This is a genomic window from Micromonospora sp. NPDC005203, assembly GCF_042872705.1.
GTDB lineage: Bacteria > Actinomycetota > Actinomycetes > Mycobacteriales > Micromonosporaceae > Micromonospora.
Window position 1 is genome coordinate 522180 of record NZ_JBIAKV010000001.1, and the last position, 22101, is coordinate 544280.

Annotated in this window: 26 protein-coding genes and 1 tRNA gene; 16 read left to right on the forward strand and 11 right to left on the reverse strand. The window is 68.7% G+C overall.

Going from position 1 to position 22101, the window contains the following annotated elements:
- The first annotated feature begins 64 nt into the window (after positions 1–64).
- Positions 65–1075 (forward strand): mechanosensitive ion channel family protein, encoded by a 1011-nt coding sequence (locus ACFYPM_RS02490; RefSeq protein ID WP_387190423.1) that lies wholly within the window; start codon positions 65–67, stop codon positions 1073–1075.
- 233 nt (positions 1076–1308) lie between these two features.
- The gene (locus tag ACFYPM_RS02495) at positions 1309–1761 is read left to right on the forward strand and encodes a DUF1345 domain-containing protein (protein WP_387190425.1); all 453 of its coding nucleotides are present in this window, start codon (positions 1309–1311) and stop codon (positions 1759–1761) included.
- Between the two features lie 88 nt (positions 1762–1849).
- On the opposite strand, the gene ACFYPM_RS02500 is transcribed toward ACFYPM_RS02495, so the two are convergent.
- Positions 1850–2479, reverse strand: a complete 630-nt coding sequence (locus ACFYPM_RS02500; protein ID WP_387190427.1) for a TMEM175 family protein — start codon at positions 2477–2479, stop codon at positions 1850–1852.
- Positions 2480–3129: 650 nt separating this feature from the next.
- On the opposite strand from ACFYPM_RS02500, the gene ACFYPM_RS02505 reads away from it, so the two are divergent.
- The 3 genes from ACFYPM_RS02505 (at position 3130) to ACFYPM_RS02515 (ending at position 5789) form a co-directional block, all read left to right on the forward strand.
- Positions 3130–3972 (forward strand): aldo/keto reductase, encoded by an 843-nt coding sequence (locus tag ACFYPM_RS02505; protein ID WP_387190430.1) that lies wholly within the window; start codon positions 3130–3132, stop codon positions 3970–3972.
- A 156-nt stretch (positions 3973–4128) separates the two neighbouring features.
- Positions 4129–4617 (forward strand): hypothetical protein, encoded by a 489-nt coding sequence (locus ACFYPM_RS02510; RefSeq protein WP_387190433.1) that lies wholly within the window; start codon positions 4129–4131, stop codon positions 4615–4617.
- Positions 4614–5789 (forward strand): zinc-dependent alcohol dehydrogenase, encoded by a 1176-nt coding sequence (locus tag ACFYPM_RS02515; RefSeq protein WP_387190436.1) that lies wholly within the window; start codon positions 4614–4616, stop codon positions 5787–5789. Before ACFYPM_RS02510 ends, ACFYPM_RS02515 begins: the two co-directional genes overlap by 4 nt.
- Positions 5790–5795: 6 nt before the next feature.
- On the opposite strand, the gene ACFYPM_RS02520 is transcribed toward ACFYPM_RS02515, so the two are convergent.
- Both ACFYPM_RS02520 and ACFYPM_RS02525 read right to left on the reverse strand, forming a co-directional pair.
- Positions 5796–6908, reverse strand: coding sequence for a hypothetical protein (locus tag ACFYPM_RS02520; protein WP_387190439.1), 1113 nt, complete (start codon positions 6906–6908; stop codon positions 5796–5798).
- Positions 6909–7083: 175 nt separating this feature from the next.
- Complete coding sequence (locus ACFYPM_RS02525) at positions 7084–8229, reverse strand: glutathione-independent formaldehyde dehydrogenase (protein WP_387190442.1); 1146 nt, start codon at positions 8227–8229, stop codon at positions 7084–7086.
- A gap of 282 nt (positions 8230–8511) precedes the next feature.
- Between ACFYPM_RS02525 and ACFYPM_RS02530 the strand changes: the two genes are divergently transcribed.
- Complete coding sequence (locus tag ACFYPM_RS02530) at positions 8512–9450, forward strand: IS982 family transposase (protein WP_387190444.1); 939 nt, start codon at positions 8512–8514, stop codon at positions 9448–9450.
- Here ACFYPM_RS02530 and ACFYPM_RS02535 read toward each other — a convergent pair.
- On the reverse strand, positions 9389–9820 hold the full coding sequence (locus tag ACFYPM_RS02535) for a hypothetical protein (RefSeq protein WP_387190447.1): 432 nt from the start codon (positions 9818–9820) through the stop codon (positions 9389–9391). The two genes, ACFYPM_RS02530 and ACFYPM_RS02535, sit on opposite strands and share 62 nt — an antisense overlap.
- Before the next feature lie 522 nt (positions 9821–10342).
- Here ACFYPM_RS02535 and ACFYPM_RS02540 point away from each other — a divergent pair.
- The 7 genes from ACFYPM_RS02540 to ACFYPM_RS02570 all read left to right on the forward strand — a co-directional run bounded on the left by ACFYPM_RS02540 (position 10343) and on the right by ACFYPM_RS02570 (position 15442).
- Complete coding sequence (locus ACFYPM_RS02540) at positions 10343–10660, forward strand: hypothetical protein (RefSeq protein ID WP_387190450.1); 318 nt, start codon at positions 10343–10345, stop codon at positions 10658–10660.
- A gap of 388 nt (positions 10661–11048) precedes the next feature.
- Entirely contained in the window at positions 11049–11573 is a 525-nt protein-coding gene (locus ACFYPM_RS02545) for a MarR family winged helix-turn-helix transcriptional regulator (RefSeq protein ID WP_387190453.1), read from the forward strand.
- Positions 11570–12892, forward strand: coding sequence for an APC family permease (locus tag ACFYPM_RS02550; protein WP_387190456.1), 1323 nt, complete (start codon positions 11570–11572; stop codon positions 12890–12892). Before ACFYPM_RS02545 ends, ACFYPM_RS02550 begins: the two co-directional genes overlap by 4 nt.
- Positions 12889–14220: an MFS transporter gene (locus ACFYPM_RS02555; RefSeq protein ID WP_387190459.1), complete on the forward strand. Its 1332-nt coding sequence runs from the start codon at positions 12889–12891 to the stop codon at positions 14218–14220. The genes ACFYPM_RS02550 and ACFYPM_RS02555 overlap by 4 nt, the downstream gene beginning before the upstream one ends.
- 21 nt (positions 14221–14241) lie before the next feature.
- Positions 14242–14535, forward strand: coding sequence for a hypothetical protein (locus tag ACFYPM_RS02560; protein WP_387190462.1), 294 nt, complete (start codon positions 14242–14244; stop codon positions 14533–14535).
- Entirely contained in the window at positions 14532–15032 is a 501-nt protein-coding gene (locus ACFYPM_RS02565; RefSeq protein ID WP_387190465.1) for a DddA-like double-stranded DNA deaminase toxin, read from the forward strand. The genes ACFYPM_RS02560 and ACFYPM_RS02565 overlap by 4 nt, the downstream gene beginning before the upstream one ends.
- Positions 15029–15442 (forward strand): Imm1 family immunity protein, encoded by a 414-nt coding sequence (locus ACFYPM_RS02570; RefSeq protein ID WP_387190468.1) that lies wholly within the window; start codon positions 15029–15031, stop codon positions 15440–15442. The genes ACFYPM_RS02565 and ACFYPM_RS02570 overlap by 4 nt, the downstream gene beginning before the upstream one ends.
- 94 nt (positions 15443–15536) lie before the next feature.
- Here ACFYPM_RS02570 and ACFYPM_RS02575 read toward each other — a convergent pair whose 3' ends face one another.
- Complete coding sequence (locus ACFYPM_RS02575; protein WP_387190471.1) at positions 15537–16001, reverse strand: hypothetical protein; 465 nt, start codon at positions 15999–16001, stop codon at positions 15537–15539.
- Positions 16002–16213: 212 nt separating this feature from the next.
- On the opposite strand from ACFYPM_RS02575, the gene ACFYPM_RS02580 reads away from it, so the two are divergent.
- Positions 16214–16286: transfer RNA gene (locus tag ACFYPM_RS02580), tRNA-Arg, on the forward strand.
- Between the two features lie 208 nt (positions 16287–16494).
- Here the strand turns inward: ACFYPM_RS02580 and ACFYPM_RS02585 are convergent.
- Positions 16495–16668 (reverse strand): hypothetical protein, encoded by a 174-nt coding sequence (locus tag ACFYPM_RS02585; RefSeq protein WP_387190473.1) that lies wholly within the window; start codon positions 16666–16668, stop codon positions 16495–16497.
- Positions 16669–16813: 145 nt separating this feature from the next.
- Positions 16814–17698: an NAD(P)-dependent oxidoreductase gene (locus ACFYPM_RS02590; RefSeq protein WP_387190476.1), complete on the reverse strand. Its 885-nt coding sequence runs from the start codon at positions 17696–17698 to the stop codon at positions 16814–16816.
- Positions 17699–17744: 46 nt separating this feature from the next.
- On the opposite strand from ACFYPM_RS02590, the gene ACFYPM_RS02595 reads away from it, so the two are divergent.
- On the forward strand, positions 17745–18116 hold the full coding sequence (locus tag ACFYPM_RS02595) for a winged helix-turn-helix transcriptional regulator (protein ID WP_387190479.1): 372 nt from the start codon (positions 17745–17747) through the stop codon (positions 18114–18116).
- A 102-nt stretch (positions 18117–18218) separates the two neighbouring features.
- Here the strand turns inward: ACFYPM_RS02595 and ACFYPM_RS02600 are convergent, their stop codons facing one another.
- The 4 genes from ACFYPM_RS02600 to ACFYPM_RS02615 all read right to left on the reverse strand — a co-directional run bounded on the left by ACFYPM_RS02600 (position 18219) and on the right by ACFYPM_RS02615 (position 20804).
- Positions 18219–18569, reverse strand: a complete 351-nt coding sequence (locus ACFYPM_RS02600) for a DoxX family protein (protein WP_357241047.1) — start codon at positions 18567–18569, stop codon at positions 18219–18221.
- Positions 18570–18745: 176 nt separating this feature from the next.
- Positions 18746–19510, reverse strand: a complete 765-nt coding sequence (locus tag ACFYPM_RS02605) for a hypothetical protein (RefSeq protein WP_387190482.1) — start codon at positions 19508–19510, stop codon at positions 18746–18748.
- 71 nt (positions 19511–19581) lie between these two features.
- Complete coding sequence (locus tag ACFYPM_RS02610; RefSeq protein ID WP_387191426.1) at positions 19582–20163, reverse strand: ClpP family protease; 582 nt, start codon at positions 20161–20163, stop codon at positions 19582–19584.
- 155 nt (positions 20164–20318) lie between these two features.
- Positions 20319–20804 (reverse strand): helix-turn-helix domain-containing protein, encoded by a 486-nt coding sequence (locus ACFYPM_RS02615; protein ID WP_387190485.1) that lies wholly within the window; start codon positions 20802–20804, stop codon positions 20319–20321.
- Between the two features lie 278 nt (positions 20805–21082).
- Here ACFYPM_RS02615 and ACFYPM_RS02620 point away from each other — a divergent pair, with 278 nt between their 5' ends.
- Positions 21083–22096: a potassium channel family protein gene (locus ACFYPM_RS02620; RefSeq protein WP_357241056.1), complete on the forward strand. Its 1014-nt coding sequence runs from the start codon at positions 21083–21085 to the stop codon at positions 22094–22096.
- Positions 22097–22101 lie beyond the last annotated feature (5 nt).

Genomic DNA, 22101 nt, shown 5'->3' on the forward strand with positions numbered 1-22101 from the left:
CTGGGCACGTGGAGGGCAGGGAGCCCGGGGAAGCTGGCGTCGGGATTACGGTGAGCGGCCTCTGATGCGTACCGCGTTGATCGTAGTAGCCACGCTGGCGGCGGTGGTGGTCGTGGACCTGATCTTCGGCCTGCTGGTCCGCCGCGTGGCCCGTGGCCGTTACCAGTGGCTGCTGGAGCCGCTGCGGCAGGCCTGCCGCCGCCCGGCGGCAGCGGTCCTGCTGGTCGGGGCGCTGTACTACGCGCTGCCGGTGGAGTCGGCCGGGTGGCAGCGGAACCTGCGGCACGTCGTACAACTGGTCCTGGTCGTCCTCGGCGCGTGGCTAGTGATCAAGGTGTTGCACGTCGCCGAAGCTGTCGCGTTCAGCCGACTGCCGGGCGACCCGGTCGCCAGCCGGCGGATCCGGCGGGCTCGGACCCAGATTCGCCCCGTGCGGCGGCTCACCGTCGCCGTGGTCACGATCGTCGCGATCGGCCTGATCCTGATCACCTTCCGGCCGGTACGCCTCTTCGGCATCTCCGTGCTGACATCGGCGGGAGTGGTCGGCGCACTGATCGGCCTGTCCGCCCGAACTGCGCTCGGCAACGCGTTCTCCGGCATCCAGGTCGCCTTCGCCGACGGCCTGCACGTCGGCGACGTGCTGGTGGTGGACGGCGAGTGGGGCCGGGTTGAGGAGGTGAAGCTGACCAACGTGGTGATCCGGCTCTGGGACGAGCGGATGCTCATCCTGCCGACCACGTACTTCACCGAGCGGCCGTTTCAGAACTGGACCCGGAACGAGTCCAGGGTCGTCGGCAAAGTTCAGATTCATGTCGACCACACCGCCGAGTTGGACGACCTGCGCCGGGAGGCGCGCCGGCTGGTCGAGTCCTCACCGCTGTGGGATCGCGACCAGTGGGTTCTCCAGATGGTCGACTCCACCCCGCAGACGGTGGTCATCGAGGTGCAGGCCTCGGCTGCCGACGGCGCCAGCGCCTGGGACCTGCGCTGCGACCTGCGCGAGGGGCTGGTCGGCTACCTGCGCGACAGTCATCCCCAGTGGCTGCCCCGCACCCGCGGTCAGTATCAGCCCTGAACCTCCGGGTCCGTTGGGCGTCCAGCGGGTCCTCGCTCAGGATATTCACGACCTGATCCGGTAATCACTTCGGGTATTCCCTACATGATCCGTTCGAACTGGAACGCTGATCAAGTGGAGCAGCATTCGGGATGACCGGCGCGGGGACGACTGCTGTCGGTTAGGCGTGCCCTGTGGTCGTTAGCCGTCGGTGTCGTCGGGGGGCCGCTACCGCGCTGATCGGTGCGCCGGAGTTGACGCCGCTGGTGATCTGGACGTTCGCGGCGGGGGCGATCCTCGTCTGGGTGTGGCGGGCCTGCTGGTCGGCGAGCCCAAGGCGTACCGAGCAGCTTGCTGAGGCGGAGCACCAATCCAGTTCCACCGATGCGGCGATCCTGATCGCGTCCGCCATTAGCCTCGCCGCCGTGGCCGCGGCGCTCGTCCGCGCCTCGGGCCAGCAGGACATGGTGGCTGTCACGCTGGTGATCCTCAGCGTCGTCGCGGTGGTCCTGGCGGGGGCGCTGGTGAATACGGTCTTCGCATTTAAGTACGCCCGGCTGTACTACCGCGACGATGGCGGCATCGACTTCAAGCGGGAAGAACTCTTACACCTTCGGAACTGGCATTCTGGCCGTCGCCGTCAACCTGGTCACCAACCCCAACCTGGGCCAATCGTGACCCCGCGGAGGGTGCACTGCGGCAACTGACTGGCTGTAGTTCACCTCGGATCCCCTCTCGAACCGGATTGCGGCGGGTACCCGCCCCGACCGGGGTGCTACGGCGGTTCGCCCGCCCTCAGGGTGGCGGGGGAGGGTGGTGGGTGATCCGGCGGGTCACCCGCAGCTGGTACAGGCCGGCGCTGGTGATCGCGTAGAAGATGGGCAGGAGAACGAAAATGGCCAGGCCGATCAAGGGAGCCACCAGGTAGCCGACTACCCCCGCGAGGACGTACAGAACGACTCCGGCGATGGCCCGGACCCGCTCCACGGGAAAGAAGTCGTCCTTGGCCTGGTCCTTCAGCAGATCGGGATTCCGGGCCAGGTAGTGGTAGAACGCCAGCCACGTCGCGCACAGCAACGCGCCGATCGCTGCGTAGAAGGCGATGGCCACACGCTGGTCCGTATTGTTGTGTTCCTGCAGCGCGTGCGAGACGACGCTGGTCGGAAACGGCAGCAGCGCCGTGCTGAACAGCACGAACAGGTTCATCCAGTGCAGGCCGCGATCGACCTGCTGAATGCGGTTGAACGCCGCCTTGTGGTTGAGCCAGACGACGGCCACATACGAGTAGGACGCGAGGTACGCGACGTATGAGGGCCACTGGTTGAGTAGGCCAGACAGGATGCGGCCAGGAGGAACGTCCGGCACCCGGAGGTCCAGGACCAGCAACGTGATGATGATGGCGAAGATGGCGTCGCTGAACGCCACGGCGCGGCTGGTGTCCGACCGAGTGCCCAACTCTGCGGCTGGCGGGCTCACCGGCTGCGCCTACCCAGGGTCGTCTGGGGCAAACAGCTGGGCACCCTGGTTGCGATTGCTTGGCGCCCTGCGGACCGTCGCCTCAGGACAGGAGTTTCAGCCATTCACCGGGCGCGTCGCGGTGGCCGGATGCGGGTGATCGGGGAACCACCTCAACCCGCCCATTGGCGGCGTCTCGGCCGGCGGGAAAGCCGCCGGCACGGGCTCACGACCGGCCTGATGCTTCCGGCCCTGAGCCCCAGCGGTCAGGCTGTCGCCATCTGGCGGACGTCTTCACCCTGGGCGAGTTCCTCGACCATCTTCGCGCACAAGGCCGGTAGGTCGCCGGGGCTGCGGCTGGTGACAAGGCCGTTGTCGACCTGCACCTATTGGTCGACCCAGTTCCCGCCGGCGTTGCGGATGTCGGTGCGCAGACTGGGGAACGAGGTGAGGGTCCGGCGGTGACCATGCCGGTCTCGACCAACGACCAGGGGCCGTGGCAGATCGCCGGCACCGGATCGTCGCACAGCCGGCGCTGTGGGAACAGGCGCGTTATGGGCGTGTACTGCCTGTAGCAGCGGGTAAGGCAGATAACCCACTCGTGACCGGGAAAGGCCGAGATGACCCTCTCCAGCGATGCGATCGAGTTGCCGTCCGGCCAGACGATGCCCGTGCTCGGCCAGGGAACCTGGTACCTCGGCGAGCACCCCGCGCGGCGGCAGGACGAGCTGGCCGCCCTGCGTACCGGGATCGACCTGGGCATGACCATGATCGACACTGCGGAGATGTACGGTGACGGCGCTTCCGAGGAACTCGTCGGCGAGGCGATCGTCGGACGCCGCGCCGATGTCTTTCTTGTCGACAAGGTGCTGCCGTCCAACGCCAGCCGACAGGGAACCGTGCAGGCCTGTCGCCGTAGCCTGCAACGACTCGGCGTCGACCACATCGACCTCTACCTGCTGCACTGGCGCGGCACGCATCCACTTACGGAGACGATCGAGGCGTTCGCCGAACTCGTCGACGCCGGCGACATCCGGCAGTGGGGTGTGAGCAACTTCGCCCTTTCGGATATGACGGAGTTGCTCGATGCGGGCGGAGATGCCTGCGCGACCAATCAGATCCTGTACAACCTCACCCGCCGCGGTCCCGAGTACGACCTCCTACCGTGGCTACGCGAGCACCGCATCCCGGTGATGGCGTACTCGCCGATCGAGCAGGGGCGGCTACTCGGCCACCCCCAGGTCGCGGAGGTCGCCGACGGACACGAGGCCACGCCCGCTCAGGTCGCGCTGGCCTGGCTGCTGCGGCAGGAGACGGTCGCGGCCATCCCCCGATCGTCCGATGCGGAACACACTCGGGAGAACGCCGAAGCGCGCGACGTGCAGCTGACCGAGGAGGACGCGGCGGCACTCGACACGGCGTTCCCGCCGCCGGCCGGCCCACAACCGCTGGAGATGTTGTAGGGCCTGCGACAGTTTCGGCGGGAGCCACCTGACCAGCGGAAGCTCACTCAGTGCCAGAATCGCCCCGGCAGGGTCGCCCTTTATGAAAGGGTTTGCTCTAGAGATTGCCAATTATCGACGGCACCCGCACGAGCAGACCAAGCGACAGGGGCGGACATGAGATGGCTGATCGGCGGAGCGGTCGTGGTTGGCGGCGGGATGGTCGTCCGGCGCCTGCTCGGCGGGATTGACCAGGGTGACGGCCACTGGCAACGAGGTCAGGCACGGCGACGTCGGCCGCGGTGGCATGTGGCGACGGTGAACCGGCCAGGCAATGACGTCGCTCCCGGCGGGCAACTCCCCGAGCCGCTGGCCGGGCTTGGCGACGCCGTCGAGGTCCGGCTCCGGCCTGCCCCCGGCGACCGGGGGACAGAGATCGCGGTACGGCTACGTGACGGTGCCCAACTTCCTGTTGCGGCCGCCGCCCGACGGGCCACCGGCCGGGATCCTGAGCAGGCGATCCGGGCTGCGCTGCGGGAGTCGAAGCAGCTCATCGAGACCAGTGAAGTCCTGCACCCGGACTATCCGCCCACCACCGAGCCGACTCCGGTGAACAAGCCACTGCGGATGGCCACCCAAGAGGGTCGGCGGGAGGGACGGCTGTGAAGGCGCTGGTCTGGGAGGGAGCCAACGAGCTCGCGGTGCGGCAGGTTCCGGACCCGCAACTCCGCAACGAGCAGGACGCCATTGTCCGGGTCCGCCGGACTGTGACCTGTGGTTCGGACCTGCACCTGCTCGGCGGGTACATCCCGTTCATGGAACGTGGCGATGTTCTCGGGCACGAGTTCCTTGGCGAGATTGTTGAGGTCGGTTCGCAGGTCCGCCACCACAAGGTAGGCGATCGCGTTGTCGTCTGCTCGTTCGTCTCCTGCGGCAAGTGCTGGTACTGCCAGCAACAACAGTTCTCGCTGTGCGACAACGGGAACACGAACCCGATGATCACCGAGAATGTCTGGGGTTCCGCGCCCGGCGGCTGCTATGGCTATTCGCACGCACTCGGGGGCTTCGCCGGCAGCCACGCCGAATTTATTCGCGTGCCCTACGCCGATCAGGGTGCCTTCACCGTCCCGGATGGGGTGAGTGATGAGCGCGCCCTGTTCGCCTCCGACGCCGCGCCGACCGGCTGGATGGGCGCCGACCTCGCCGGGGTCAAACCGGGTGATGTCGTGGCGGTGTGGGGCGTCGGTGCGGTAGGGCAAATGGCGGCCCGTGCCGCCGTGCTGCTTGGTGCGGCTCGAGTGATCGTGATCGACCGACTGGACAACCGGCTCCAGATGGCCCAGACGCATCTCGGCGTCGAGACGCTGAACTACGAGCAGCAGGACGTCAGCGGCGAGTTGCTGGAGCGCAGTGGCGGTCGAGGCCCGGACGTGTGCATCGAGGCGGTCGGTATGGAGTCGCACAGCAGCGGTCCGCAGTTCCTGTACGACCAGGTCAAGCAGCAGCTGCGGATTGAGTCCGACCGTCCGATCGCTGCGCGGGAGGCGATCTACAACTGTCGCAAGGGTGGCAGTGTGTTCGTGCTGGGCGTGTTCGCCGGGCTGGTGGACAAGTTTCCCCTCGGGGCCGTGATGAACAAGGGGCTGACGCTGCGGGGCGCACAGCAGCACGGACAGCGCTACATTCCCATGCTGCTGGATCGGATGGCCCGCGGCGAGTTGGTCACCGAGCATCTCGCGACGCACACCATGCCGTTGGACGAAGCGCCGCGCGGCTACGAGATGTTCAAACAGAAACTCGACGGCTGCGTTCGGGCGGTCTTCCTGCCCACCAGCTGACCGCGGTCACCGCGCGTCTCGCTCGTCCCGCCAGCCGCCTGGTTCGGGATGGTAGCCGTAAGCGGCAGCCCGAACCGTTTCCTCGTTTTCCAGCCCGGAGCCGATCGCGCCGCCCACGGTGGCCAGCGAACTGGTGATCCAAGCGAGCGTCAGATAGTCGGCGAAGCTGACCGGTCGCTGCAGGGTCTGTTCAAGCACCGATGTGTCGATCAGCAGTGCCCCGACAAGCACCGTTCCCACGAACAGCACCACGTATGACACCGCCGTAGCCAGCGTGAGGGTGAGGACCGTACCCAGGTTGAACAGTCGAGCCAGCTCAGCCGGTGTGTCGTGGTCTGGTTTCTCCCATAGGTCATGCGCGAAGATCAGCCGGGCCACCAACGCGGTCAGCCCGAGCAACATGATCACGGCGAGCCGGAGTCCGCCGAGCGCAACGCCCATCTGCCAGATGGTGTCCGTGGTGAGCGCAAACGCGGCCGTGCCGAACGCACCGACCAGCAGTTTGGACAGACCCAGCAGGGCGCGCCCCGGGCGGTTGGCTCGGACCATGCCGGTCAACAGCCGCACTCGGCCGATCAGCCCTGAGGCGACGTAGCGCCGCTCACCGGGGTCGGCCTCGCCGACCACTCGGTGGACGGCCGGCATCCGGCTTGTCATCTCGGCTGGTGCCCGATCGATCGGCGGCACCCGCTGGTCGGAAGCGTCGGTCAGCAGTCGGCCCACCAGATCCGGAACGACCGCACGGGCTGCTCGCAGCTGGTGCAGTCCCAGCGCGGGCAGGGACACCATCGCGACTTGGCGCCGGGCGGAGGTCTGCGCGACCAACGGCGCCCGCTCGGCGTGCAGTGGCAGGTCGGTCAGGCAGATGGCGACGTCCCACTTGTCGCTTCTGCGCCGGCGAGCGACATCGTCGAGCAGTGCCTCAACGCTGCCGTCGCGGCGCGGCGCCACCTCGCCCCAGCCTTCCCGAACGGTCCACCGCACATCCGCGCTCACCCGCTCAGCGAGCCGGCCGGCCAGCTCGGTGGTGAGCCGCGCGGCCACCCGAGCGGGGTGGTCCGGTGGGGTTGCCACCAGCCCGACGACGATCTCCGGGCGTTGCTGTTCGCTGTGGTTCATCCCTGCTCCTCTAGCCGGCTCGTCGCCGTCCGTCGTCACCAACGCCGGCTGTCGCGTAGGCATAATGCCGAGCAGCGCCCGGAGCCGTTCGGCGACGTGGACCAGGCAGGCCGGCCACCGGGTGAGCAGCACGTGCAGCAACCCACCCGGCGACCCTTAAGAGGCGGCTACTCTTCTAGCGATGACCGTCGGGGTGCAACAGAACCTTGGTCCAGCCGTCGTTGCGGGCATCGAAGTTCTGGTACCCCGTTGGTGCTTCGTCGAGCGTGAGCTCGTGGGACACCAGGAAAGAGGGCTCGGCCTTGCGTGATGCGATGAGGTTCATCAGCTGCCGGTTGTAGGCCTTCACGTTGCACTGCCCGGTGCCCATGCTCTGCCCCTTGAACCAGAACATGCCGTAGTCGAACGGCGCCTTGCCCTGTTTCTGCAGTGGGTCGGGCGACCCGGGGTCCTTCGCCATGAACACGCCGACCACGCCGATCGTGCCGCCGAACCGCACGGAGTGCACGAGGTTGTTCAACGTCAGTGCCGACTTCTCCTGGCCCTGCGGATCATGCGCCTGGTGACCGACGGCCTCGCAGCCGCGGTCCGCGCCCATCCCCCCGGTCTGCTCCAGGATCTGGTCGACCGGTGGTGCCTGGGAGTCGTCGATCGGGATGGCGCCGATCTGCTCGGCCAGGCGCAGCCGGTCCGGATGGCGGTCGACCACCATCACCTTGTTGGCACCCTTGATGATCGCGGAATAGGCGGCGAGCAGGCCGACCGGTCCGGCGCCGTACACCGCGACATTGTCGCCGGGCCGCACGCAGGCTAGCTCGGTCGCGTGCCAGCCGGTGGGGAAGATGTCGGACAGCATGACGTAGTCCTTCTGCCTGCTCAGGTCCCGCGCATCGGGCGGCAGGACCAGGCAGTTGAAATCCGCCCACGGCACTCGCAACAACTCCGCCTGACCACCGCTGTAAGGACCCATGTCCGCGTAGCCGTAGGCGGCACCGGCCATGCCGGGCGCCGGGTTGGCTACCAGGCAGAACGCGGTCAGACCCTGATTGCAGTTGGCGCAGCATCCGCACGAGACGTTGAACGGCACGCACACCATGTCGCCGACCTTGACCAGATCGACCCCTTCGCCTACCTCGATGATCTCACCCATGTTCTCGTGCCCGAGCACCCGGCCGGGCTCCATGTCTGTGCGTCCGTCGTACATGTGCAGGTCGGAGCCGCAGATGTTCGTCGTCGTAATCCGGATCAGCGCATCCGTCGGTCTCTCGATCCTCGCGTCCGGAACCTCCTTGACGCTGACCGTCCTCGGTCCCTCGTACACGACAGCCTTCATTTGCTTCCCCCGTAAAGAATCCACTCGCTGTTGAACCATGCCGATTCCGGCGTTCGAATCCTCGCAGACCGTTCCGACCCTTATAGCCGGTTCGCACCCCTGCGTAGGGGTCGGGCGTAGCTAGATGATCGATTCCTAGGGATTCGGTGCAGCGAGCAGGCGCGAGGGCGTCCATGATCGGCGTTGCCTAGGCAACGAGACCATGGAGGCCCCGTGCACGTCGATCTGGACACCCTCGCGACCGCACTGTAGGTCAGGATCGACGACGAATTGAAAGCGTCCCCGCAGCTCAACCCGTACCGGCCGAAGTTCGGGATCACCCCGAAGATCACCGACGCCGAGCTGATCACCGTGTCGGTGATGCAGGCCTTACGGGGCTATCACAACGTGAGCCGCTGGATCCGCTACGCCCGCAATTCCTTGATCCACCTGTTCCCTGACCTGCCCAAGCAACCCGGCTACAACAAACGCCTTCGACGCCTGACTACCCAGCTCACTTATTTGATCGCGGTCCTGGTCACCGACACCGACCTGTGGCAGCACCCGATCCGGATCGCTGATTCCACCCCGGTGCCGTGCGGCATGTCCCGCGAGACAGCCCTGCGTTCCGACCTGGACTGCTGGGCCGTCTACGGCTACTGCGCCTCACACTCGCGGCTGTTCTGGGGTCTGCGGCTGCATCTGGTCACCACCGTGCACGGCCTGCCCGTCGCGTTCGCCCTGAGCAACGCCAAGACCAACGAACGTGAAGTCCTCGTCGATCTGGTCACCTTACAGCCGAGCATGTTCCACCACCCAGACGGGCTGATCCTGGTCGCGGACAAGGGGTACCGCGACCGCGACACCGAAACGTGGCTCAACGACAGAGGCATCACCGTCATTCGACCCGCGTACCGCACCGAACCAGAACGCCCCGGCCGTGGCCTGCTACGAGCCGTCCGGCAGAGCATCGAATCGGTCAACCAGACCTTCAAAGGTCAACTCGACCTCGAACACCACGGCGGCCGCACGATCACCGGCGTCGCGGTGCGGATCCTGCAGCGCGTCCTCGCCGCTGACCGCGGCGATCGGGCACAACTGGCACACCGGCCAACCAGTCCTACGGTCACTGGTCGCCTACGACCGCTGACCCCTTGGAATCGATCATCTAGACCTCTGGGTGGGGGGCTTCGGGGTCCTTGTCGCGCGCGGCTTCCTCCAGGCGCATGAACTCGTCGATGACCCGGGCGAGGCTTTTGCGGGTTCTGGGAAGGAGCTTGTCGAAGGACCTGGCCATGACTCGTGCCTCGCGGCTTGTCAGTTCGACGTCGTCGTCGCCGAGGAGGTAGCCGGCCGGGACGCTGAAGAACTCGGCGAGGGCGACCAGGGTGGTGGCCTTGGGGTTGATTTTGGGTGAGCGCAGGAGAACGCGGATGCCTTCCGGGGTGATCGGGTATCCGCGTTGCTTGAGCTCCCGGGCAACTTCGGTCTCCGTGTAGGGCGGCCGGTCCTCGCCGCGGGCTTCGAAGAGTTCGCGAAGCCGACTTTGGATCAGCCGGGAGGTGGCGTCCTCGGCTTGCTCGGCAGGCGTGTCGCTCACGCAGCCCTCCCAACTCTGGTTGGTTCGCGAGCGAACCACAGTTGACGCGCTCGGTGTTCCGTGTTTAGCTCTCCGTACCGCTTCGGCAACTACGGTTCGGTGCTAGTCGAACTGAAGTTGGTTGGAGCGTAGCGGATCGGGGTGGCGTGCGCCATGCGGCCACCCGGATGTGCGGGCGACGGCGTCGGAGGGGACGCGCCGTCGCTTGTTGAGGCAGGCCAACCGCTCGACGCGTAGGTCGCCGGCACCGGCGGACGAAGTCGCTTAGGACTCCGGTCGTTGGTATGGGCGGACGTGGTGAGCAGTTGTGCTGCCTTACCAGCTCATCACCTCATCGGGCCCCCCGTGCCGGTGAGGTGGTGGGCCGGGGGAGCCGGCGGGCGGGGAGAGGGGCCCTTCCCGCCGGTCCTCCACCCCACGACATGCCCACGGCTCACACAGCGTCTCGCTGCCACCGGCCCCGCTCGGCGCGGTAACCAGGCAGCGGTGGCCCTGATGTGGCGACTAGGAGAAGAGGCAGCGGTGATCAGACAACGACAGGCCCGCACGGCCAACGATCCGCACCTGCTGGTCCGGCGACGCTCTGCCGGGCGAGGTGTCACCAGGCGACGGACCAGTTCGACCACTGCGTTCGAGGCGCCGTTGACCGCTATCAGCGCCGGCCTCGCCCAGCTGCGCGGCGACATCGACGCTCTCGTTGACACCGCGGAACGTCGGCCCACCGCGTCGCGTCGCGCGGCGCTGGTCGACGTCCATCACCAACTTCGCCTGCTCGGTCAGCGGGTCAACGCCGCACTCGGCGCCCCGTCCACGTCAGCGAATGATTCCCAGCGCGCCTGACCTGCAGCCGTTGCGACAGGACCGCGATCAGTAGCACCGGCACGCCCTCGGTGGCGGTCCGAATCACCCGCGGCAACGCGCCGCATCGCCGAGCGATCACCAGAAGTCTCGCGTCGCAGCAGGCTCGTTGACCCGCGCCCTGACGCGGCGCCATCGGGCGGTGACACCGCTGAACGACGCCGATCACGCCCGTCCTGACATGGGGCCAGAGACCGCACACCAGCGACGGTCGACAACACACGGATGAATTGGGGTTCACCATGCCCAGTCAGCGTTTCCTGCGCTCACGCGGGAGCTCACCGCAGCCCACACCCGCCAAGCGCAGTCGCGAAAGACGGCGACGCGATCGGCAGACCGTGCGCCGTGCCCGCCAGCGCAGGTGGTCACGATGAGCGCCACCACCTCCCGTCGGGTGACAGGTGTGCACCGGCGAATGAACAACCGGCGCGCGGCGTCCCGCCCGGAGTCCGACCCGGTGGCGCAACTGTGCCGCACCGCCAACACCGTCCGCGCGCTCCTTGAGCGCACGGTGCTGCGGGAGGCGGACCTGACATGGACCACCTACGACGTGCTGGTCCTTGTCTGCGCTTGTGACGTGCTGGAGCCGCCGGCTATCGCGGCGGAGATCGGGATCGCCAGGGCGACCCTCACCAACGCCCTCGGTCTGCTCAGCGACCGTGACCTGATTCGGCGTGAACTGCAAGAGCATGACCTGCGGCGTACCGTCGTGCGTCCCACCCGGGCGGGCCTGGACCTAGCGGGGCAGCTGCGGCGGCGCGTTGATGCCCAGCAGTCGACCCTCTTCGCCGCACCGGGCATGCCGAGCGAGAACGACTTCGCCCGGGCGTTGAGGCTTTTGGCCCAACGCACCCGCCCTCCCAACGGCGGCCCCCTTGCCGGGGGCAACCGATGAGCGGCGGTATCGGTGTGGCGCGGGGCACCGCCCTGTGCGTCGGGGCCGTCCTCGGCCCCGGAGTTCTCGTCCTGCCGGCGGTCGCGGTGCGCGCCGCCGGCCCGGCGTCCCTGCTGGCGTGGGCGGCACTGCTCGCCCTGTCCGCGCTGATCGCGACGACGTTCGCGGACCTCGGCGCCCGCTACCCGGACACCGGCGGTGTCGCCGCGTTCACCGGCCGGGCGTTCGGCGACCGCGCCGCCGCGGTCGTTGGCTGCTGGCTGTACACGGCGGTCCCCGTCGGGGTGGTCGCTGGCGCGGTAGCGGGCGCCCATTACACCGCCACCGCACTGCACACCCCGCCGGCCACAACGGTAGGGATCGCGGCCGGGCTCCTGGCCGTCGTGTTCCTGACCAACATGGTGGGCCTGCATGTGTCCGGGCGCCTGCAGTTGGCGCTCACCGGCGCCCTGGTCGCGCTCCTCGTCACCGTCATCATCGTGGCCGGCCCGCACGTCGACCCGCAGCGCATCGGCCCGTTCGCACCCCACGGCGCGGCCGGGGTCGGCAGCGCCGTCGCCGTGTTGTTCACCGCCATCTGCGGGTGGGAGGCCACCGCCAACCTCAGCGCCGAGTTCACCCACCCCCGGCAGGTGCGCCGCGCTGCCGCGGCGAGCCTGACCATCATCGTGGTGCTCTACGCGGGCCTGGCCATCTGCACCGTCGGAGTCCTCGGCAACCAGGCCGGCGACACCACCGTGCCGCTGATGCGCCTGCTCGCCATCTCCGGTCAGCCCTGGGCGCCCGGGGCGGTAGCGGGCGCGGCGGTGCTGCTGACCGTCGCGGCCAGCGTCACCTTCGTCGCCGCCGGCGCGCGAGCGGGCGTGTCTCTGGCCCGTCACCGCATCCTGCCCCGCGGTCTCGCGGTCGTGACCAGCGACGGCGCGCCCCGACGCGGCGTCGCGGCGCAGGCCGGCGCCGCCGCCGTCGTCGCGGTCGCCGCCGCGCTGGCACCGCGCGTGGTCACCGTGGAGACGTTGATGCGCCTGTTCGCCGCGCTCCTGGCCTGCGTCACGGTGCTCGGCCTCGCCGCGGCGGTGCGTCTGCTGCCCGCACCACGCCAGCGCGCCTGCGCGGCGGTGGCCGCGCTCGCCGTCGCCGTCGTGGCCGCCCTCAGCGCGGCGTTCCTGCTCGCACCTGCCGTCGTAGCCGCCGCTGTCTGGGCACACCGACGTCGGGAACCCACTCCACAGCTTTATCCACAGCCGCCGACGCCTGTGGATAACCCGTTCGATGACGCGCACGCCTACGCGCCGGCTCAGGAAGTGAGGATCCGATGACGGCCCCCGCCAGCACGTTAACGTTGACCTCCACGGGCAGCACGGTCGTCCGTAGCGGCTCAACCGCGGGGTGGCAGCTGGGTGTTCTGTATGGACCCGCTGTCTACGGAGTCAGCGCCGCCGCCGTCGCGCTTCCCGACGCCGCCACCCATCTCCACGCCAACGCTGCGGGGCTGGCGTGGATCCTGACCGCATACGCCGCAGGCGTCGGCGTCGGCGCGGTCACCGCCGGACGCCTCACCGACCTGTTAGGCACCCGCCGGGTACTCCTGAGCGCCGCGGCACTACTGACCATCGGTGCCCTGATCTGCGCGGTCGCCCCCACCCTGAACACCGTCGTCATCGGCCGCGTCCTGCTCGCTACAGGGTCCGGAGCGGTCATGGCAGCGGCACTCGCGAGCACAGCCCGCCTGCCCGCCGCCCACCGACGGGCCAGCATGGCGACCTTCGGTGCCTGCATGGCCGGGTTCGCCGCGACCGCCCCGCTGGCCGGCGCGCTCGCGGCGCACTGGTCCTGGCGCGCGGCGCTGATCCTGCCGGTGCTGTCCATCGCCGCCATCCCGTCATGCTGGCCCCTCACCGCGCCACGCACACAACTTGACCGGCTCGACTGGCCGGGCGCTGGACTCCTCGCGGCCGTCGCCGCCGGACTGCTGCTGACCGCGCAAACCGCACCCCACACCAGCGCGCTCACCACCGCGATACTCGCCGCTGCCACCGCAGCCGCCGCCCTGGGCCTGGCCGCGCGCACCCGCATACACCCGGGCGGGTTCCTCACCCGCGGGATCCTGACCGCCGGCTGGTTCCACAAGGCCACCATCATCGGCGCCAGCGTGTACGCCGCTCTGTTCGCCGTGCTCTACACCGCACCTCACCTGCTCAACCAGCAGGGCTACAGCACCATGCAGATTGGGTTGCTCCTGCTACCCGGCGCGGTGATCGGCGCCGCGCTGGCCCGACTCGCCGCACTCGCCGCTCGCCGCCTGCCCGCACGGCACGTCCTGGCCGCGGTGAGCGTGACCCTCACCGCCACGATGCTCAACGCCGCGATCACCCCGCGCCCCTGGACGATCGTCGCAGCGGCCACCGCGGCGTTCACCGCCTCGGCCATCACGCAGATGCTGCTCACCGCCCACGTCACCGCCCACACCGCCGTCGAATCCCGCGGCGGCGTCAGCGGTCTCCTTACTCTCGCGACGTTCCTTGGCGGCGGCTGCGGCACCGCGCTGTGCGCCACCCTGTGGCAAACGTGGGGCCCCGCCGCCGCGCTGGCCGTCGTCGCGATAGCGCCGGCCCTTGGCACGCTTGCGGCCCGACGTCTGCGCTGACCGCCCATCGCATGAGCATCGATGTTCTGGGACAGTGTGTCGGTGAGCGCGGCGGAACTGATGACTCGGCTTCTTCAGGCGAAAGCTCATCTCGATCGGTCCCGAGAGTTGATCCGGGCAGCCGGCGCTGAACTGCACCAAGCGCGGGCGTTGATTCAAGCGGCGCTGCACGGCGCCGCCGACCACAGCGCGGCGGAGATGGTCGACCGCAGCGCACGTCAGCTTGACGGCGTGAGCGTGGCGGTCGCGCAGTCAGCCAGCAAGGTGCAGGACATCCTCACCCGGGCGAGAGGGTTGGGTGGGCTGGGAAATTGACGGCGGGTGGCGACGAGAACCGTCGACCACCCGCATCACCTGACACACCACAAGTTGTCCTTCGGGCAGCTGCGAGCCTGGCGCGTCGCACCAGTGCGCACGACAAGACCGAAGCGGTCCTCCTCGCCGACAGCGCGGTCATCCACGACCCTGACTTCTCGGCGGAGCCTGACGGGCGGCTTCGAAGCCGCCAGCTGCGTGTCGGCCGGCTTCCCGCCGCCGGGGTGGGATTGAAGCCGCCGCTGGCCCAGGCCACGGTCATGGATCACGCCGAGGCGCAGGCCGCCGCCGTTCTCCGGCGTCGCGGCAGCCCAGAGGAGGCGGTCCTCGTGCTGAACCACACTCCATGTGACGACCCGATACGACCTTTGGTCTGCGAGAAGATCCTCGCCACGATCCTGCCGGAGGGAACCCGCCTGACGGTGTTCCTCACCGACGGCGACCGGACATGGCTCCATAAGCTGTACATCGGAACAGGAGAAGGGATCCGGCGATGAGCATCGACATCACCTGGGGACGCGGTGACGGCGCGGCGTCCGTCAATACCGTCGCCGAACTCGACGCCACGCTCAGCAGCGTCGCTCAGGACCACCCCGAACGCCTGCCCTACTGCGTTACCCTCGTCGCTCCCAGCGGAGCGGATTTCCCGGTCATGCTCGACATCTGCGTCGGCCACCCGCAACGGTCGTTCGTCTATCACGTCGGCGCCGATGGCAGCAGCGCCTGGGGGTACGAGCCGGATCTTGAAGCCGGGCCACCGTTCACGTTCGACTATGCCGGCACCCCCACCGACGCGTGGCCCGAGCGCACCAGAGTGAGCAACGCGACCGCCCGGGAAGCCGCCCGGCAGTTCCTCACGAGCAATGGGCAACGTCCACGTGCCCTGGCCTGGGAGATCCTCGACTAGGTGTGCCACGCAGTGGTTGCGAACGCGGTTGGCGGGCGCCGGCTGTCGTCGACCCGAACGCTGGGGGCCGCCCGCGGCGACCCCCAGCGATCGGTCACCAGTCGCCGGCGGCCTTGAAGCCGTACCACCTGCCCAAGTCGATGCGAATCCAGATGTAGAACTTGGTGCCGTCCTTCACGTTCGTCGCGAGGTTGCGCCACTGGCCGACGGGCACGTGCGTCCAGTAGTTGCAGGTGGCGCGTCCGTAGAAGTTGATGCAGGCGTCGAAGGGGCCGTAGTCGTCGTTGTCGCCGGTGTTGCGAATCTGGATGTCGCTGCACTGGCTGGTCGTGGTGAGGTATTTCGGGTACTGCGGTTGACTGATGATCTCGACGCCGTCGTAGAGCATGTAGAGGTCGCTGTAGTTGGGGTAGCCGCTGTACGGGGCGACGCGGCAGCCGCCCGCTTGCGCGGGTGCGGAGGTGACGACGAGGCCGGCGGTGGTGCTCAGCAGCGTGACCGCGATCGCGGCCAGGCGAATCAGCCAGTGGTGGGTTCGAGTAGATGAGCGTTTGGACACGTGTCCTCGCCGTGTGGTCTCCAGCGGAGGCCACCCCGGGTCAATCCGTGCCACTTCAGGTCAGTCGGGGTCAACGATCATGGTCGCTGACCCGTCTGGTGTGATCCGCGTGTGGTCGTCGGTCGGGCCAGCACGCCGGGTCAACGCAGGTCAACGGGGGTCACTCCCTGCCAACGCGGGTCGACCCGCAGGTCGTTACACTGACCACTCGCGCCCCCGTAGCTCAGGGGATAGAGCATCGGTTTCCTAAACCGTGTGTCGCAGGTTCGAATCCTGCCGGGGGCACCTCGAACAAGCGCGCCGTAAGCCCGCCGCACTCGGCCTGCCGGCGATCTCCTCGTCAGTGCGTCGCGCCGAGAACGATGCCGATGATCTAGTCGCCGACGAAGCGCAGGCACCGGGTTGCACTGTCACGGCACGGCACGGCACGGCACGGCACGGCGCGGCACGGCACGTCCCGGCCTGGCGCCGTACGGCATCGAGGATCCGCTCCTCATCCGCCCCCCTCTGCCTGCTCGACAAGGACATTCAGCTCACCGAGGAACTGAGGCATCGCCACCGAGGTGACTACCAGCAGGCCGTAGGGGTCGATCCGGTCCAGCGTCCTCCCGTGGTGCTGGACCCGCTCCAGCACCATGGCGAGGTGAAACTCCGCGTCACCGATCACTGCACCTGCGACTCGTAACGCCTGCGTGGGCTGGTGCCCTGCTGCTCGACTCCGATCAGCTCGACATCGACACCCAGGCGGCGAGGCTAGGGCCGGCCGCAGGGATGCCGTGACGATGAGATCCACCGCGGACCGGCGGCGACCCTCAGCGCCGTCCCAGCATCTCGGCGACCCGGATGAACCCGTCGGTGCCGTGGCCCAGTCCGATCACGCGGCGGACCATGCCCTCGGCGGCGCGCATCACGCCCGCGTCGATGCCGTGGGTCTCGGAGGTGTGGACGATGTGAGCCATGGACGATGCCGCCGAGGTGATGGGGTTGTCCTCGCCGGAGAAGCTGCCGCTGTCCACCTCCGCCGCGGTCTGCTCGAAGATCGGCGGGAGGATCGCGCCGATGCCCTTGGCGAACGGGGCCAGCTCGCGTGCGCTGACACCTTCCGCCCGCGCCACCGCCAACGCGTGCGCGTAGCCCGCCATCGCGGTCCAGAAGATGTCGAGCAACGCGATGTCGTACGCCGCTGCCCGGCCGATCTCGCCGCCGAGGTGGGTGTGGGTCCCGCCCAGCGCGCTCAGCGCCGGCCGGTGCTCCTGGTACAGGTCGGTCGGTCCGCTGTGGAGGAACACCCCGTCCGGCGTACCGATGGTGGGGGTCGGGGTCATGATCGCACCGTCCAGGTACCCGATGCCGTGTCGGGTCGCCCATCTCGCGGTGTCCCGGGCCCGGTCCGGAGTGTCCGCGGTCAGGTTCGCGACCGTGCGCCCCCGGAGCGCATCGGTGACCGCGTCGGGTCTCAGGATGGCGTCCGACGCGTCGTAGTTCACCACGCAGACCACGGTCAGCCCACTCCCGGCGACCGCCTCCTCAGCCGAGCGGGCGGCGGTGGCGCCCCGCTCGACCAACTCTCGTCCCCGGCCCGGGGTCCGGTTCCAGACTGTGGTCCGCAAACCGGCGTCCAGGAATGCGCCGGCCAGGGCTCGCCCCATCGGCCCCAGACCCAGCACCGTGACAGACTTTTCAAAGTACGAGGACACGATCCAACTCCCGGAAAGCATAGCAAAAGCAGCGAATAGGACGGATATGACGCGCAGCCGTGCACAGGACCTGAACGTTTGCGGGGTGACCGCCGCGATCGCCGTGATCGACGGCAAGTGGAAGACGGCTCTGCTCTGGTTGCTGGAATCCGGTCCGCATCGGCCCGGCGAGCTGCGCCGTCAACTGCCGGGCCTGACCGAGAAGGTGCTGACTCAGGCGCTCCGTGAGATGGAGACCGACGGACTGGTGCACCGGGAGGTGCACGAGGTGCTGCCGTTGAAGACCGTCTACTCGCTGACCGCGTTCGGCCGGGACCTCTCCGAGGCGCTGGCCCCCGTCTCCGACTGGGGCCACCGTCGTCTGGAGAAGCTCATCGAGGCCGGCGGGTCTCCTGAACCATCGGCCACCTCCCCGTAATCCGGCCCCCGCGACTGCCCACCACCAGACTCACCCCGCGCCCACACGGCCGGCAAGTACCCACAAATAAGTGGCTACGGCAGGCGGCGCGGAGCCCTCGGATCACCAGTGGTAGGCCACATTCACCGCCAGCGTGGCCACCGTGGTGGTGAAGAAGACGGCCGGCCCCGCCAGCTGACGGGACCCCACCCGCAGGTGCGCGATGAGCGCGCCGACGAAGTACAGCACGAGGCCGGCGGCGGCAAGGGTGCCCAGCAGCGGTACGGCGAATCCGACAAGCAGGCCCAGGGATCCCGCCGCCAGCGTCAGACCCAACCGGGGCAACCACGAGTGTGGCACGCGCTTCATGTCGGCCTGGGCCTTCGGATAGTCGTGGCCGATCAGGTAGGTGACGGCTGCGATGCCGGTGAAGACCGAGGCGAGGATCGTGAGCGTGACGTACGCGGCGAACATGTGCCCTCCTTGTGGTTGTCTGCCTCAAGGACGGATCGGTGCCGCGGATTGTTACCTGCGGTGCTGTGACCTGAGGCACAGCGTGTGCCACGTCGGGTCGTGTCGGGCGTCCGACGCAGCGTGGGCTGCGGGAGACCCGCAGCCCACGCGTGTGACACCGGCGATGTGCCGGTCGGTCAGAGGAACGCGTACATCTCCTCGTCGGCCGCCTCGGTCTCGCCGGCGGGTGGGGCTTCCACCGTGACCGGCTTGCCGAATTCGCTCATCCGCATCTCGGTGACGAGGTCACCAAGCGACTTCGTGGCGATGGTGTAGGAGAGCGTGGTGAGGCGTCCGTCGGCGTCGAGGGTCGCCTCGAACGGAATCGCCGTCGGGTCCTTCGCCAACTTGGCGGTCGACTCGAGGCCTTCCCGCATTCCGGCCTCGGTGCCGGCGCCCTCGGCCGCCTTGTTGAGATCGGCGACACCGGTGTAACGGCCCTCGCCCACCTCCTGGGCGGAAACGGTGCCGCCGACGAGGCCGGTCTGCGACTTGAAGTCGAACGACTGGCGCAGCGTGCTCGTCGACTTGAGCTTGCCGAGGTCGATCTTCATCCAGGGCTTCTTGCCCTCCGTCGACTCCGACTTGATGTAGGCGGTGTTGTCGAGCATCCGGACCTCGATCGGTTCCGGGGCTTTGCCGCTGATCTGGATCGCCTTGGCGACGGGATCCATCTGTCCGCCGAGGGTCATCGACTGGTTGCCGGCCTTGATCGAGGCTTGCATGCTGAGCGTGCCGGCGAGGCTGCGGTCCATGCCCTGCTTGACGGCCGCGACCGGTTCGAGCTTGGACGGTGCGGCGGCCGTGGCGTCGGGCGTCGCGGAGTCGTCGGACTTGGTGCCGCAGCCGCCGACGAGGGCGACGGTGAGGACGATCGACAGGGTGGGAATCAGTCGGCGCATAGACGTGACCCTAATAAACGGCCGCCACCGGATTTTCCCCAGTGGCGGCAGCGCCGACAGGTGGCGACGGATCAGACAGACGTGGGCAGTTGCTCGGCTCGGGTGATCACCTGGTCGATGAGGCCGTAGTCCCGGGCCTGCTCGGCGGTGAACCACCGGTCCCGGTCCCAGTCCTGCTGGATCTCGGCGAGAGTCCGTCCAGTGTGCTGGGCGATCAGCTCCTGCATCGTCCGCTTCACGTGCAGCATGTTCTCGGCCTGAATAGTGATGTCCGAGGCGGTGCCGCCCATTCCACCGGACGGCTGGTGCATCATGATCCGCGAGTGCGGCAGCGCGTACCGCTTGCCGGCCGCGCCCGCACAGAGCAGGAACTGCCCCATCGAACCGGCAAACCCGAGCGCCAGCGTGGCAACGTCGTTGCGGACGTAGCGCATCGTGTCGTAGACCGCCATCCCCGCACTCACCGACCCGCCCGGCGAGTTGATGTAGAGGAAGATGTCCCGCTCGGCGTCCTCGGCGGAGAGCAGCAGGATCTGTGCGCAGATCTGGTTGGCCGACTCCTCGGTCACCTCGGTGCCGAGAAAGACGATCCGTTCCCGCAGCAATCGCTCGAACACCTGGTCGCCGAAGGACGGCTGCGCGCCGTCCAGCATCCGTACCCCGGAGGAGATCACGCCGCCGCCTTCCACCACGCCGGCGAGCGGTGGGACCGCCCGGTGGACCGGCCCCTCCAGCGTGCGGGCGACGGTGGTCGCTGGCCCAGTGATTCTGCCGCCGGCAGATCCGCCGACGGCAGAACCGGGCGGGCCTACGCGGCGGTCAGCCGCCGCGTGCCCGCCCGAGCCCACGCACAACCCCGCAGAGCGGCGGTACGCGGACCGGAGCGCGAGCCACCAGCGGACGCCATCGCCCCGACGCAGAGGGTCGGGCCGCTCGCCCCGGGTGCCCGGTGGGGGATCGGCCTGCTCGTCCGCAGGGCGTGCTGGCGCGCGTCGTGTCGGACGACCTCGGCCCGTTCGATCCGGCTGAGCTGTGCCCGTGGTGCGGCCGGGATGCGGGGTTCGATGCGCCGCAGGTCGTCGCGGGCCTCCTCCAGCAGGTCGGACAGGCGGATGCCGAGCGCTCGGCAGATCGCCGCGAGCACCTCCGACGAGGCTTCCTTGCGGCCCCGCTCCACCTCGGACAGGTAGGGCACGGAGACTCCGGCAGTGGCGGCCACCTCGCGCAGCGTGCGGCCCTGGCTCTGACGCAGTCGGCGCAGCACTCCGCCGATGACTCGTCGCAGCAACGACATGCCGGCCTCACCTTCGCGGTCGTCGTCGGGAACACCCTCATCATGCCCTTCCCGGGCCGTCCGGGCCGTCCCATCCCTTCTCGGTCGCGTCGTCCGCGGCTGGTCGTCGCGACGGTTGCGACCCCTCCGTCTGCCGGCGCCCGCACCGGTTCGTCGTTGTCGTCCGACAGCCGGTGCGGGAGGGACGTCGGTCGTCCCTGCCCAACCCGGACGTGCCGGGGGTGGCGTACCCGCTATGTTGTGCTCGTGCAGGCGACGGTGGCGGGGCAGGTTCGACGGTGATCCATTTTCCCGCACAGCGCAGGGGTCCGTTGAGCGCGCTGAGCCTGCGGCTCGCCGCCGCCCTGGGCCTGGTCTTCGCCGTGGTCGCCGCGGTCTACCTGGGCCGGGACGGCTACCGTGATGTCAACGAGGACGGCCTCACCCTGCTCGACTGCTTCTACTACGCGGTCGTGTCGCTCTCCACCACCGGCTACGGCGACATCACGCCCGCCGCGCCGTCGGCCCGGCTGGTGAACGTCCTCTTCATCACCCCGGCCCGAGTGATCTTCCTGATCATCCTGGTCGGTACCACCCTGGAAGTTCTGACCGAGCAGTACCGGACCGGCCGTCGCCTGTCGCGGTGGAGGAGAGCCGTGAAGGACCACGTCATCATCTGCGGCTACGGCACCAAGGGGCGCAGCGCCGTCTCCGCCCTGCTGGAAAATGGTCTGGACCGGTCGCGGATCGTGGTGGTGGAGCGCAGCGCCGCTGCCCTGCGGCAGGCCACCTCCGCCGGGCTGGTGGCGATCGAGGGCTCGGCGACCCGCTCGTCGGTGCTGAACGAGGCACACGTGAAGAACGCGAAGGCCGTGATCATCGCGACCGACAGTGACGACGCGTCGGTGCTTGTCGCGTTGACGGTTCGGCAGCTCACCGCCGGGCAGGTCCGGATCATCGCGGCGGCCCGCGAGGCGGAGAACGCGCCGCTGCTCAAGCAGAGCGGCGCGCATCACGTGATCGTCTCGTCGGCCACCGCAGGTCGGCTGCTCGGCCTGTCCACCTCGGCCCCGCCGCTGATCGACGTGGTGGAGGATCTGCTCACCCCGGGCCAGGGCATGGCGCTGGCGATGCGCTCGGCGGAGCGGGACGAGGTGGGTCGTTCACCACGCGAGTTGGACTCGTTGGTGATCGCCCTGGTGCGACGGGGCAAGGTGGTCACGCTGGCCGACCGGGCCGGTGCGGTGATCGAGACCGGAGACATGCTGGTGCATGTCCGCGACGATCGTCCGCAGTCGGCGACGACCTCCTGACCGTC

Coding starts and splice junctions, on each gene's coding strand:
- ACFYPM_RS02490 (WP_387190423.1), top strand. CDS start 65: ATGCGTACCGCGTTGATCGTAGTAGCCACGCTGGCGGCGGTGGTGGTC.
- ACFYPM_RS02505 (WP_387190430.1), top strand. CDS start 3,130: ATGACCCTCTCCAGCGATGCGATCGAGTTGCCGTCCGGCCAGACGATG.
- ACFYPM_RS02510 (WP_387190433.1), top strand. CDS start 4,129: ATGAGATGGCTGATCGGCGGAGCGGTCGTGGTTGGCGGCGGGATGGTC.
- ACFYPM_RS02520 (WP_387190439.1), bottom strand. CDS start 6,908: ATGAACCACAGCGAACAGCAACGCCCGGAGATCGTCGTCGGGCTGGTG.
- ACFYPM_RS02545 (WP_387190453.1), top strand. CDS start 11,049: ATGAGCGCCACCACCTCCCGTCGGGTGACAGGTGTGCACCGGCGAATG.
- ACFYPM_RS02550 (WP_387190456.1), top strand. CDS start 11,570: ATGAGCGGCGGTATCGGTGTGGCGCGGGGCACCGCCCTGTGCGTCGGG.
- ACFYPM_RS02555 (WP_387190459.1), top strand. CDS start 12,889: ATGACGGCCCCCGCCAGCACGTTAACGTTGACCTCCACGGGCAGCACG.
- ACFYPM_RS02560 (WP_387190462.1), top strand. CDS start 14,242: ATGTTCTGGGACAGTGTGTCGGTGAGCGCGGCGGAACTGATGACTCGG.
- ACFYPM_RS02570 (WP_387190468.1), top strand. CDS start 15,029: ATGAGCATCGACATCACCTGGGGACGCGGTGACGGCGCGGCGTCCGTC.
- ACFYPM_RS02595 (WP_387190479.1), top strand. CDS start 17,745: ATGACGCGCAGCCGTGCACAGGACCTGAACGTTTGCGGGGTGACCGCC.
- ACFYPM_RS02600 (WP_357241047.1), bottom strand. CDS start 18,569: ATGTTCGCCGCGTACGTCACGCTCACGATCCTCGCCTCGGTCTTCACC.
- ACFYPM_RS02605 (WP_387190482.1), bottom strand. CDS start 19,510: ATGCGCCGACTGATTCCCACCCTGTCGATCGTCCTCACCGTCGCCCTC.
- ACFYPM_RS02610 (WP_387191426.1), bottom strand. CDS start 20,163: ATGCTGGACGGCGCGCAGCCGTCCTTCGGCGACCAGGTGTTCGAGCGA.
- ACFYPM_RS02615 (WP_387190485.1), bottom strand. CDS start 20,804: ATGTCGTTGCTGCGACGAGTCATCGGCGGAGTGCTGCGCCGACTGCGT.